The organism is Nostoc sp. DedQUE08 (assembly GCF_034530895.1).
Classification (GTDB): domain Bacteria; phylum Cyanobacteriota; class Cyanobacteriia; order Cyanobacteriales; family Nostocaceae; genus Nostoc.
Window position 1 is genome coordinate 46,961 of record NZ_JAVRCD010000041.1, and the last position, 12,431, is coordinate 59,391.

Genomic DNA, 12,431 nt, shown 5'->3' on the forward strand with positions numbered 1-12,431 from the left:
TTTCATACCCCCTGCCTACCAAAGGTTCAGACAGGGGGTATGAAAGCAATTAGTTGAAGAAGAATGCAGAATTCAGAATTTTGACTCCTGAATTCTGTTCAATAAAACTTTCTGTTGAAATACACTTGCTAAAAGTTAAGTGTTAATTGAAGCAAGTGGTTGAGAGGCATTTGATACAGAGCCATTGTTTACGAGAGGTTGACGAGTTTTCAGGTCAAATTTGAAGCCATGTGGCAAAATATGAAGCTTTGCTCCACAAATTGCCAAAGACTCATCCTTCAAAATTTCGCCCATATTGTTATATGTAGCTTCTGATTCATCAACAATCGTAACCGCACCTTCACCAATCACTTCAATTTGGTTATCTACTACTACCATAGCGGTATTTTCGTCAATACCAAATCCCAAGACAGCAGGCTGTAGTATCAAAGCTGATATTAAACGTCCCAAGCGTCCCCGTTGGGAAAAATGCTGGTCAATTACTACCCCTGGTAAAAATCCCATACCTGGGCCCATTTCGACAGTTTCAATCCGAGGATGTGTTTCTGAGTCGCCTTCCACAATCATTACGTCTGGCATCACAGCAGCTCCGGCGCTTGTGCCTGCGATAACTGCGCCTTCAGAATAGCGCTGGTGAATCGCCGCATCGATTTCGGTGTCCTTGAGGATGTTGGTAATACGAGCTTGATCTCCCCCTGTAAAAAACACCCCAGTTGCTTTATTAATAGCTTCCAACGCGGTAGATGAAGCTGCATCTTCACGGGTTTCTGTATCAATAATGCGAACAGTTTCGGCTCCCAGGCGCTCAAACACTCTGATGTAATTTTCTCCCACTTCTCTTGGTAGTTCTGTGGCTGCTGTCAGAATTACAATATACGCCTTTGTACCTCCAGCGCGTCTGACAAAGTCCCGCAAAATTACGGAATCACCCTCTTTATCTTCGGCTCCGCCAATAATTACTAACTGCTTTTTGATATTACTTTCAACCATGATGCTCCCTGGGATTTGAGTTAATAAATTTCACTAAAACATGACAATTCAATGTATCAAATCATCCCTTTGATAGATTACTTGATAAAAGTAGGGTTAACATTTGCGTAGACGCATACCCCTACGGGGATCTTGCTACGCAAAGCGTCTGTCTGCGACACCCTGTTCGCGTTCGTACAGAAGCGGCTTGTCGTTAGACATCGCAATTAGACCAAAATACTTTTCTGAAAAATTATTTAATTTTCCAGTCACTAAATAAAATCTACAACATCAACTGCCTCTAGAAGTATTTTCTAGAGGCATTTTTGGCAATATTGCTAACGATCTATTGGAGATTTATCGGGCGATGCGAGTAATTGGTATTGACCCTAGCTAGATGCAAATAGATATCTGATGGCAAGTTCTAATGAATCCGACTTTTGTAAAGCAAGTTAGTTAAGAAAAAACGTGCTTGTTCGAGTGGGAGATGCCTGGGTTTGCCTTGGTAGACAATTTGATATTCATTCATGTCTGGGCCATCCCCATGTCCAGAGATCAGCTTTTGGTGAAAAGCTTCGTCAGCCAGTTCTCGAATTTCATCTCTTAGAGCAGCTTGTGTGCTATTCATACTTTGCTGTCTTTTTATACTGTCTTTTTAATGCCCTACATATATTTATACAATTTTAGGATGAGTGTTGTACCTTTCAAAGGTTATATCTTTAATTATTCATGAGGATGAATTGACTGTTCTTGGTTCCTAACAGAAGATTGAAGATTTAATTATGCCTTAAGATAGTTAAAAATGCTTAGTAATAAAGTTAACGTGGGTTCTGATTAGCTCAGTGGCAAAGCCATCACTCTCCAAAATTAACCTGAGTCAATCTACAATCTATAAGTCTGAGTAATTACAACTCAGCATTAAAAATTTAGGGTGTTTAGCCGAAGGTTCGTAATCAATGGTTCTACAAAAAAGCAGTGAATTAGTCCGCATTAATGCTAGAAGAACGGATGTATTCGATATTTTCAACTTCAAGCATTACCTTGGCCCCAACCCTTATTTAAATGTAGGGGCGCTAGCATTTGATTTTGCTCTAATTGACTCTAGAGAGCCTTTGCCCATTGAAGATTATATTGCCAGCATTGGCGATCGCTATCCAAATCTTCGCGAGCAAACCTACGAATCTTATGCCCATCTCTTTGCCCAAGTTGTATCCGAAGCGGCAAAATTGGACATGGATTTACACCTTCATCGCTGGAGTGTGAAGCCATATCCAAATCTCACCCGGATTAGCATTCAATCACTACATGAACGCACAACTAGAGAGGTAATTTACTTTGTTTGGGATTGGTTTGAAGCCATTACCCAAGATGAAGACTTTGCCTTTGATGACCAGCTGGTAAGGCTGCAAGATAAATTTCGCGCATCTGTCTACGGAGGCCCCACGGTTTACGCCCTATTGCGAACAGCTTATGAAAAAGGTATTCCCGCCTTTTATTTGTGGGAAGAAGGATTGATGCAATACGGTTTAGGAAAAAAACACGTCCGGGGAGTAGCAACAACATTTAACTGCGATAGCCATCTAGATTCGGAATTTACTACCCGCAAGGATGATTGTAAGGCATTTTTGAAAACCTTGGGTTTCCCAGTACCTGAAGGTAGTATTGTCTTTACCGAAAAAGAAGCTTTGGCAGCAGCACGAGAAATTGGCTACCCAGTGGCAGTTAAGCCAGTGGTAGGTCACAAAGGAATTGGTGTCACGGCTGATGTACAAGACTCAAAAGAACTGATATCTGCTTTTAATCGGTCACTGGCAGCGATTCCTGAAAATCAGCAAACCCGAATAATTGTTGAGAAAAGCATCACAGGATCGGATTTTCGTATGCTGTGTGTTAATGGTCGATTTGTAGCCGCCACAGAACGCCGTCCCGCATCAGTTGTGGGTGATGGGTATTTAACGCTTGCAGAGTTAATTCGCCAAGAAAACCGCAAACCTGCACGTTTAGACACGCCAACCTCGCCGATGAGTAAAATTCAGATCGATGAAGCGATGGAACTCTACCTAGAAGAACAGCGTTTATCATTAGAGAGCGTGATTGAGAAAGGACGCACTGTTTACCTGCGTAAAGTTGCCAATCTTTCAGCTGGAGGTATGAGCATCGATGCAACCCCGACAGTTCATGACGACAATATTATCTTGGCGCAAGATATTGCCCAACATTTCCAACTGACTTGCCTGGGGATTGATGTAATCACCAAAAGTCTTGCAGAATCTTGGAAATCCAGTAACTTTGCCATCTTAGAAATCAATGCTGCACCAGGCGTTTTAATGCATCTGAAACCTTCTGTTGGTGAAAGTGTTGATGTACCTTCTCATATTTTAGAAACCTTTTTTGAGTCGGGTACAGATGCCAGGATACCAATTATTACCTTTAACAAAATCTCAGTTGAAGAACTGCAAGCAACGATTGACCATATCCTTTTGCAAAATCCCAACTGGACAATAGGTGCTGTTTGCCGTGATGCTGTTTTTGTGAATCGCTCGAAAAAAGTATTAAGCAAAGATTACAACAGTAATGTTCAAACTTTGCTGCGTCATCCCAAAGTTGATTTGCTAATTGCCGAGTATCCTGAAGAAATCCTCGAAGAACAGGGCATATTTTACCAAAATAGTAATATCGTAGTTTTGGATAATCCCACCGAAATTGAGATGATTTTGGCGCGAGATGTTTTCGATGGTTCGACTGTGGTGATTAAAAAAGGCAACGATATTTCTATTCGTCGCAAAGGGTTGATTGAAGATTATACTTTGGGTGAAGATGAACCATTTACGCGGGTTTATTTGAAGGAAACTGGAGCAATTTTGTAAGTTAAGTAAATAGGGGACTGGGGATTGGGGACTGGGGACTGGGGAGTAGGCGGGTAGGGGAGAATAATTTATAACCAATGCCCAATGCCCAATGCCCAATGCCCAATGCCCAATCCCCAATCCCCAACCCCCAGTTCAACTGTTCCAAAGCTAGAGAAATTAAAGAGCGTAGAGTCAGCTAAACTAAAGAAGAAATTGCTTAAGAAGTTTTAATAATTGTGCTGTTATGAGTACTGATTCATCTGTTAATTCTCCCGAAAAACCTGAATCTATATTCGGGAAGCGTCTGAGAAACTTCTTAATTGTAATGGTAGCGATCGCACTTAGCGTTTCCCTCGTCTTAGGATTGCGAACTGAAACAACCTCGGCAACTCTAGCTAAGTTAAGCGAGACTTCCACACCGTTAGAAGTAGCCCTCAGCAATGGCAAACCATCTCTAGTAGAGTTTTATGCTGATTGGTGTACTGTCTGCCAAAAAATGGCACCAGATATCACTCAACTAGAAACAGAGTATGCTGACAAGATGAATTTTGTCATGTTGAATGTAGATAATACCAAGTGGCTGCCGGAAATGCTGAGATTTCGGGTGGATGGAATTCCTCATTTTGTATTTTTGAGTCAGCAAGGAGAAACCATAGCCCAAGCGATCGGCGATCAACCCCGGAAGATTATGGCTACTAACTTAGAAGCTTTGGTTACTGGTTCCTCTCTCCCTTATGCTCAAGCTAGCGGTAAAGTTTCTAAGTTTTCAGCCCCAGTAGCACCAACGGCGAATCAAGATGATCCCCGCAGTCATGGGAGCCAGGTGGTAAATTAAAATAATTCGTAATTCGTAATACTTCGGCTACGCTCAGTATAAGTTCGTAATTCGTAATACTTCGGCTACGCTCAGTACAAGTTCGTAATTCGTAGTTAAAGACTTTTATGTGATGGGATATTCTATGTAACTGATTGCCGCTTGAGACGCTTTTGAGCATACATTAATTTGTCAGACCTGGCGATTAGTTGTTCTAGTGACATATTGCTCTCTGGTGAGTAACGCTCTATGCCGATACTCATCGAAAGTTTATAGCTACGGTTTTGCTGTTGATTAAAGTTAGCGATATTTGTTTGTAGACGCGCTTGGATAGTATCAGCGTCCTTAAAGTAGCTAGAGATGAAAACAATGAACTCATCTCCACCCAAGCGGGCAACAATATCTGAACTCCGAAAACTTTGCTTAAGTAATCGACCAGCATCAATAATTAAAGCATCTCCCATGTCATGACCAAGGGTGTCGTTAATCTGTTTTAGTCCATCTAAATCAATGAACATAACCCAGCAAAACACTTTCATGCGGTGAGCAATTTTCAACTGCTGTGCAGCCATCAGCAAGAAAGCACGTCGGTTATGCAAACCTGTTAGTTCATCAGTCAGCGATAACTGTCTTCCTTCAATCTCTGCTTGTTTGCGGTAGCGAACTTCCTGAATGAGTTCTATTTGAGCGATCGCCTGACGACTTAGGCGGCGCAGTGCATCTAACTGCTGGTAACTTAGGCGATGAGGAATGGTATCCATAACACACAATGTCCCAATTGGAAGACCATCAGGCGTAATTAGAGGGACACCAGCATAAAAACGAATTTTGGGATTACCTTTGACTAAGGGATTGTTATTAAAGCGATCGTCTTTAAGGGCGTTAGAAACCACTAATATATCATCTGGTTGCAGAATGGCATGGGAGCAAAAAGACCAATCTCTGGGTATTTCGCTACTTTTTAGTCCAAGCTTAGATTTAAACCATTGGCGATCGCTATCAATTAAGCTAATTAAAGCAATTGGAGTCTTACAAATGTAGGCAGCGATCGCAGTTAGGTCATCAAATGCTTGTTCGGGTAGGGTATCTAGAATATTGTAGTCTGCCAGTGCTTTGAGCCTTTCCGTTTCATTGTCAGGTAGAGGAACAGGTTGGATTTTCACAGATGAATGTCTACGCCTTAGCCAGGAAAGTCTAGGGCATTGTAAATTTTGAAACAACCGCGGTATTACCTCTCCAGCTACAAGGCTGGGTAACATAAATATCTCTGCAACGAAAATCAACATTCGGTTGAATATACAGAAATATTTTATTACATGATGTGCTTCATGCCTTTGGTTTGCTCTGTTGTTCATGTCACCCTAACTTTCCCTGTGCAAATTACCTAACTATTTAGATACTTACAAGGTTTTTTGCCCCAAAGAAGCTTAATAAATATCAATTTTATTAAAAAATTATTAAAACTTATTCTATTGTTAGAGTTCTTTATCATGGATTAATGTTTTTGATACTACTAATTTGTTTATATCTACGTAAGTTCCGAGGGTTAGAAACCGATTAGGAGAACTTCTTCTTATAATTTTCTTGAGCGATCGCTTAACTTTGCAGCACAGTTTTGCTCATCTCTGCACGCTTACGCAGATATAATACGTATTTTAGAAGAAGTGGTAGACCTCCCTCCTTACCAAGGGCAGCTACGGTGTATACACAAGTCTGAAATAGCCGAGAAATCACGGTTTTACCCCACCCTAACCCTCCCCTTATAAAGGGAAGGGAACCGGATTTTTCTTATTTCCCCCCTTTATAAGGGGGGATTAAGGGGGGTAATTTGACTTGTACACACACCGTAGTATGTCTTGGGGAGGGAACTAAATTTTCTGTTGTCCCCCTTGATAAGGCAGGGCTGATTCATTCCCTAAAAGGCGCTGATTTACAAGCGTTTCAGGCAAAAAAATCAGGTGACTAAAAAATCTGACTCAAATTCTCACGAATGATTTAGGACTGCTGTATAAGCAACAGATACCTCGAAGTCGTGTTGAGGTACTTAAAAGTCGTTTTGAAGTACTCCAAAGTCGTTTTGAGGTACTTAAAAGTCGTGTTGAGGTACTCCAAAGTCGTGTTGAGGTACTTCAAAGTCGTTTTGAGGTACTTCAAAGTCGTTTTGAGGTACTTCAAAGTCGTTTTGAGGTACTCCAAAGTCGTTTTGAGGTACTCCAAAGTCGTGTTGAGGTACTCCAAAGTCGTTTTGAGGTACTTCAAACTTTGTCGCACCGCGATCGAGTACATAGGTGCGTAGGCGTAGCCCGTTGTAGGCATCGCTTTCATAAATCCTCACAAACAAGTCGATTGTTTGATTTTTCAGACAGTCGCTACATCGATAGATTTTATTACAAGTAATCACCCGAACTTGATATAATTAGCTGCATACAATCAGATATACTAAATCTCGAACGTGGTGGAATAATTTTCTCTACCTAGACTAATTTCCCGCATTACATTAAGCTCAAACTACTCTTTATACGACTCTAAAATTCCACTGCGAATCATTAGTTGCGGCCAAAACAACACAAAAAATACCATCCACGTTCCTATCGGGATGGAAACGAGAACTGTTAGCCAGATAGTTTTAAATAGTAACCAGCTACCACCAATCAGTGTTACACCCGTGAGAACTATAGACCAAGGTTGACACCACCAAGGTTTGTAGTTCCAAGGATTTATGGGCTTTTGTTCAGACATTAGTTTTATTTAGTCAAACTCCAAATATTATTTTAATAATTATGAATGATTTTGCCAGATTAAGTTTTATCGTACTCTATTTTGCCATAGTCAAGTTTGATAATTCGGTCTGCTAAATGAAAATAGCGATCGTCATGGCTAATCACCAGTACTGTTTTACCCCGCGATCGCAGTTCTGGGAGAAGTTGAGTGTAGAATATTTCTTTGAATACTGGATCTTGATCGGCTGCCCACTCATCAAATAGATAAATTGGTCGATCTTCCAAGTAGGCTGTGAGTAAAGCTAGCCGTTTTCGTTGTCCTTGAGAAAGAGCAGTGGTAGAAATTTGTCCATTTTCAACTTTCACTTTATGGTCTAGTTGCAGTTTTTGTAAATATTTTCTGGCTTGAGCATCCAAGTGAGAATTTTTTAATCCTAAAAGTTCTTCAAATAAATAAAAGTCGGAAAACACCACGGAAAAATGCTGGCGATACCATTCACGATTCTCTTCGCTAATTAACTTGTCATCAAACCAGATTTCGCCGTTGTCTGGGATATAAAGTCCAGTAATTAATTTAGCTAATGTAGATTTACCGCTACCATTACCGCCAACAATGAAGACTAATTCTTGAGGATAAAGTGTTAAATCGATGGGGCCAAAAATAAAGCTATTGTCTTCTTGCTCTGTGTAGTAAGTGTGGGTGACACTTTGAAATTTTAACCTGTGCCAGTCAGATTTCAGAGCAGGTGGAACAGTGGATATTTCAGTTCGACTAGCTAGAGATAAACCCAGTGATTCGATTTTTTGTAAAGCAATGCTAGCTTTGCTTAATAAAGGAAGTTTACTGATGATGTTATCCATTGGTAACACCAAGTAAGTAAAGGTCAAAATGTAGCCAGAGAGAGTTTCGGGATTGATAGTAAGCAGATTAGGGAGGACAAACAGTACAAAACCGAGAGCGAAAAAAAATATGAGTTGACCCCAACTTGAAGTTATAGCAAAAAGGCTTAGACCGTTAACGTTGTGATTGCGAAACTCGTTAGCAGTTGATTGTAGTTTCTCTTCTAAAAAGTCTTCACGCCGCTTGTAATTTAGTTTAAGTTCCTTGACTCCTTCGGTAATTGTGCGAAAATGTTTAAATAGATGATCTTCATCTTCACGAGCTAGAGTAAGTAATTGTCCGCCTCTGTTGAGTAGCCACTGACAACTAGCGATCGCAACTACTGAAATCCCACAAACCATCAACAATACTAACCAAGAAAGCCAGGTTATATACGTTATACAACCCAGGACGATCGCTAAATTAATAAAGATAAAAGGCATCTGATAAACAGCATTAGCCACCGCCTGAATATCTTCTGTTAAAGTAGCCAATAATCGAGGATTCCCTAAGCGTTCTAAATGACTCAACTCGGAAGCGAGAATCTGGCGACTTAAACGCATCCGTAATTGCAAGACTGCATTCTGAGAAAGGCGAATCAGCATCACTTGAGAAACGATACTGGTAATTAGTGCAACTATAGCCAGCCCCGCAAAACCCCAAATTATCGATGTGAGGCGGGAAGCATTACCGCTACTTGCAGCATGGCTAATTAAGGCAATCAAGCCAGCACTACTACCGCCACTCAAAAATCCGGTAGCGATCGCGATCGCCACCATCCCCCACGAAGAACGCAAAAGAAAGTAAATCAAATTCATGACAAATGCCTATACCCAGTTGGATACAACAAAAAATGAAAATCTCTCTTTTTATGTCCCATGCGCGATTTCCATAATAGTTGTTTGCCAACCAATTAAATTTGCATTGCTAGGGTAGATTTTATATTTTACCAGTTAAACATCCCTTCAAATATCACCATGAATCAGGCACAAGGTCAGTAAATCGCAAAGTTTTTCTCAAGGGCTACGCCTGTGCCAATTCAATTCCCCGTACATATTAGTTGTAAATAATACCTAAATTTTAATAAAACTTATATTCTTGAAAAGAGTTTCAAAAAATTAAATTATAAGGAATCTACGCCCATCCTAATAATTACCATTAACTTTACCAAAACAAATAGCACTAACCAATTCAAGAACCCTCGCAAACAAAAACGAAATATTTATGAAAGTTATAGTAACAGGTTCGTTAGGAAACATCAGCAAGCCACTGGCAAAGGAGTTAGTGCAAAAAGGTCATACGGTTACGGTTATCAGCAGCAAGCCGGAAAAGCAAAAAGACATTGAAGCTTTGGGCGCCACCGCTGCCATCGGCTCACTGGAAGACGTTAATTTTCTGGTGTCCACCTTTACTGGTGCTGATGCCGTGTATGCTATGGTGCCGCCAAACTATACCGTGCCCGATCCAAGAGAGTATTACCAGAAAACTGGCAGCAACTATGCACAAGCCATTCAACGGTCGGGCGTAAAGCGTGTGGTTCATCTCAGCAGTATGGGCGCGAATTTAGATAAAGGCACCGGATTTATCCTCGGTTCTCACGATGTAGAAGGCATTTTGAATCAGCTGTCAGACGTAGCCATTACGCATCTGCGCCCTGGTTACTTCTACTCCAATCTTTACAACTTTGTAGATATGATAAAAGGGCTGGGCTTTATTGGCGCAAACTATGGTGGCGACGACAAGCTTGTAATGGTTGCCCCAAGAGATATTGCCGCCGCCGCCGCAGAAGAGATAGAAACAGCTGCTACCGACAAGCAAGTGCGGTATGTGGTGAGTGACGAGCATACGGCCAACGAAACCGCTCACATCTTAGGCGCCGCCATTGGCAAGCCGGATTTAAAATGGGTAATCTTGACCGATGAGCAAACACAAAGCGGTTTGGAAGAGAGTGGAATGTCGGCACATATTGCGGCCAACTTTGTTGAAATGGGCAGCAGCATTCACAGCGGCGCATCGCGGCAGGATTATGAACTGCATAAGCCAATTGCTATGGGCAAAGTAAAGTTGGAAGATTTTGCAAAAGAATTTGCTGCTGCTTTTTAACAAGGAATTTACGCCCATCCTAATAATTACTCTTGACTTCACCAAAATAAATAGCCCTAACCGATTCAAAAACCCTTGAGGAAGTTATTAATTGTTTAGTTTGAAAAAAACTTTGCAATTTACTGAAGGTAAGAATGGGCAATTTATAATCGCTAGGACTTTGTTTTGAGCAAAAATACATTTCTAATTCCTTCTGCCTCCTACCTTTCTTTGGTAAGCTAGTTGGAATTACAGCTAATTATGTCAATAAACTGTCAAATTACCTGCTCAGTTTTCCAGGGTGAAATTTGCGATGACTGTAAATTTAAAGTCTTTAGAGAATCAAATTAACGTCGCGGGCAATTCTAAAACCGCTTCTGTCACTCAAGGAACCCGCTACGTTCCTTTGCACCATCGACGCATTCTGTGTATTTTTCCCAAGTACAGCCGTTCTTTTGGTACTTTTCATCATGCTTACCCACTTATGGGTAGTGTTCGGGCTTTTATGCCACCCCAAGGTATTTTAATTGTGGCTGCTTACTTACCTAAAGAGTGGGAAGTGCGGTTTATTGATGAAAATGTCAAATCAGCAAGTAGGGCTGATTACCAATGGGCAGATGTGGTGATTGTGAGTGGAATGCATATCCAAAAACCACAGATTAATCAAATTAACGAACTTGCCCATCGAGCGGGGAAAATTACCGTTGTCGGCGGGCCTTCGGTATCTGGGTGTCCAGAATATTATCCTGATTTTGACATTTTACACTTGGGCGAATTGGGAGATGCTAGCGATCGCATGATCGAATATCTAGACCAAAACTCTCAACGTCCGCAACAACAAATTCGCTTTGAAACCAAGGAACGTTTACCCTTAACAGAGTTTCCCACCCCAGCTTATCATTTGCTGAATATCAATGATTATTTCCTAGCAAATGTGCAGTTTTCTAGTGGCTGCCCTTATCACTGCGAGTTTTGCGATATTCCCGAACTCTATGGCAACAGTCCCCGAATGAAAACGCCAGAGCAAGTAGTCGCGGAGTTAGATGCAATGCGACAATCTGGCAATTTGGGAGCAGTGTATTTTGTCGATGATAACTTTGTTGGCGATCGCCGCGCCGCCATGAAGTTACTTCCTCATCTGATTGACTGGCAAAAACGCAATGGCTATCCCATCCAGTTTGCCTGTGAAGCAACGCTCAACCTAGCTCAAAGTCCAAAGCTGCTGGAAATGATGCGCGAAGCTTATTTCTGCACAATCTTTTGCGGTATCGAAACACCAGAACCAAATGCCCTTCATGCGATTTCCAAAGACCAAAACCTAAGTATGCCAATCTTAAAAGCGATTCAGGTTTTAAATAGTTATGGTATGGAAGTAGTTTCAGGAATCATCATCGGGTTAGATACAGATACACCAGAAACAGCAGACCGAATTCTCGAATTTATTCGGGCATCGCAAATTCCAATGTTGACAATTAACCTGCTTCATGCGTTACCGAGAACTCCATTATGGCGGAGATTAGAAGCAGAAGGACGACTTGTCTATGATGAAAGCCGGGAATCAAATGTTGAGTTTTTGATGCCTTACGAACAAGTTGTTGAAATGTGGCGGCGCTGTATTACAACTGCTTATGAGCCAGAATTTTTATATCAGCGATTTGCCTACAATATGGAACACACCTATCCAAATCGCATCGAAGTTCCTAACAGTCCATCTCGCACTTCTGGGGCTAATATTCGCAAGGGTTTAACTTATTTAACCAATATTTTGCTGCGGATAGGCTTATTTAGTAACTATCGCCAAACTTTTTGGAAAATGGCCAAGCCAGCACTAAAAGCAGGTAATATTGAAAACTTGGTTCACGTTGGACTTGTCGGACATCATTTAATTAAGTTTGCCCAAGATTGCGCCAAAAATGAAGAATCGGCTTCATTTTATTCCCAAAAAATCGTTACGAAAGTTCGTAGCTAAGGTAACACTTAAAATAAGTTTTGAGAGCCTGAAAATCTGTTAGAGGTATATACAGAACTGTAAAAAAGTAACCTTGAAGATACACTCGCGATACTTCCTTAGAAAGACGCGATCGCACTGCCACCTGCCTAAGATTGTAAGGGTTGAA

General features: G+C 41.1%; 10 protein-coding genes. 4 read left to right on the top strand and 6 right to left on the bottom strand.

The annotated features are described in order from the left end of the window. Positions 1-135: 135 nt before the first annotated feature. Both RMY64_RS24315 and RMY64_RS24320 read right to left on the bottom strand, forming a co-directional pair. Entirely contained in the window at positions 136-990 is an 855-nt protein-coding gene (locus RMY64_RS24315) for a cyanophycinase (RefSeq protein WP_322682894.1), read from the bottom strand. A 403-nt stretch (positions 991-1,393) separates the two neighbouring features. Beyond that, on the bottom strand, positions 1,394-1,597 hold the full coding sequence (locus tag RMY64_RS24320; RefSeq protein WP_322674187.1) for a hypothetical protein: 204 nt from the start codon (positions 1,595-1,597) through the stop codon (positions 1,394-1,396). 328 nt (positions 1,598-1,925) lie between these two features. Here RMY64_RS24320 and RMY64_RS24325 point away from each other — a divergent pair, with 328 nt between their 5' ends. Next, on the top strand, positions 1,926-3,836 hold the full coding sequence (locus tag RMY64_RS24325) for an acetate--CoA ligase family protein (protein ID WP_322701345.1): 1,911 nt from the start codon (positions 1,926-1,928) through the stop codon (positions 3,834-3,836). 226 nt (positions 3,837-4,062) lie between these two features. After that, positions 4,063-4,653, top strand: coding sequence for a thioredoxin family protein (locus RMY64_RS24330; protein WP_322701346.1), 591 nt, complete (start codon positions 4,063-4,065; stop codon positions 4,651-4,653). A gap of 122 nt (positions 4,654-4,775) precedes the next feature. Here the strand turns inward: RMY64_RS24330 and RMY64_RS24335 are convergent, their stop codons facing one another. From RMY64_RS24335 to RMY64_RS24350, 4 genes are all read right to left on the bottom strand, one after another. Continuing rightward, complete coding sequence (locus RMY64_RS24335; protein WP_322701347.1) at positions 4,776-5,795, bottom strand: sensor domain-containing diguanylate cyclase; 1,020 nt, start codon at positions 5,793-5,795, stop codon at positions 4,776-4,778. Positions 5,796-6,718: 923 nt separating this feature from the next. Next, the gene (locus tag RMY64_RS24340; protein ID WP_322701348.1) at positions 6,719-7,033 is read right to left on the bottom strand and encodes a hypothetical protein; all 315 of its coding nucleotides are present in this window, start codon (positions 7,031-7,033) and stop codon (positions 6,719-6,721) included. Positions 7,034-7,140: 107 nt separating this feature from the next. After that, a complete protein-coding gene (locus RMY64_RS24345) occupies positions 7,141-7,371 on the bottom strand; it encodes a DUF6737 family protein (protein ID WP_104906287.1) in 231 nt (76 codons plus the stop codon). Positions 7,372-7,430: 59 nt separating this feature from the next. After that, entirely contained in the window at positions 7,431-9,050 is a 1,620-nt protein-coding gene (locus RMY64_RS24350; protein WP_322701349.1) for a cyclic peptide export ABC transporter, read from the bottom strand. A 406-nt stretch (positions 9,051-9,456) separates the two neighbouring features. Between RMY64_RS24350 and RMY64_RS24355 the strand changes: the two genes are divergently transcribed. Both RMY64_RS24355 and RMY64_RS24360 read left to right on the top strand, forming a co-directional pair. Continuing rightward, on the top strand, positions 9,457-10,335 hold the full coding sequence (locus RMY64_RS24355) for an NAD(P)H-binding protein (RefSeq protein ID WP_322701350.1): 879 nt from the start codon (positions 9,457-9,459) through the stop codon (positions 10,333-10,335). A gap of 292 nt (positions 10,336-10,627) precedes the next feature. Further along, positions 10,628-12,283 carry a B12-binding domain-containing radical SAM protein gene (locus RMY64_RS24360; protein ID WP_322701351.1) on the top strand — a complete coding sequence of 552 codons (1,656 nt, stop codon included), beginning with the start codon at positions 10,628-10,630 and terminating at the stop codon, positions 12,281-12,283. Positions 12,284-12,431: the final 148 nt, after the last annotated feature.

What these genes read in the sequence shown, in the direction of transcription:
- RMY64_RS24325 (WP_322701345.1), top strand. Translation starts at nt 1,926, where the DNA reads ATGGTTCTACAAAAAAGCAGTGAATTAGTCCGCATTAATGCTAGAAGA.
- RMY64_RS24345 (WP_104906287.1), bottom strand. Translation starts at nt 7,371, where the DNA reads ATGTCTGAACAAAAGCCCATAAATCCTTGGAACTACAAACCTTGGTGG.
- RMY64_RS24355 (WP_322701350.1), top strand. Translation starts at nt 9,457, where the DNA reads ATGAAAGTTATAGTAACAGGTTCGTTAGGAAACATCAGCAAGCCACTG.
- RMY64_RS24320 (WP_322674187.1), bottom strand. Translation starts at nt 1,597, where the DNA reads ATGAATAGCACACAAGCTGCTCTAAGAGATGAAATTCGAGAACTGGCT.
- RMY64_RS24330 (WP_322701346.1), top strand. Translation starts at nt 4,063, where the DNA reads ATGAGTACTGATTCATCTGTTAATTCTCCCGAAAAACCTGAATCTATA.
- RMY64_RS24350 (WP_322701349.1), bottom strand. Translation starts at nt 9,050, where the DNA reads ATGAATTTGATTTACTTTCTTTTGCGTTCTTCGTGGGGGATGGTGGCG.
- RMY64_RS24360 (WP_322701351.1), top strand. Translation starts at nt 10,628, where the DNA reads ATGACTGTAAATTTAAAGTCTTTAGAGAATCAAATTAACGTCGCGGGC.
- RMY64_RS24315 (WP_322682894.1), bottom strand. Translation starts at nt 990, where the DNA reads ATGGTTGAAAGTAATATCAAAAAGCAGTTAGTAATTATTGGCGGAGCC.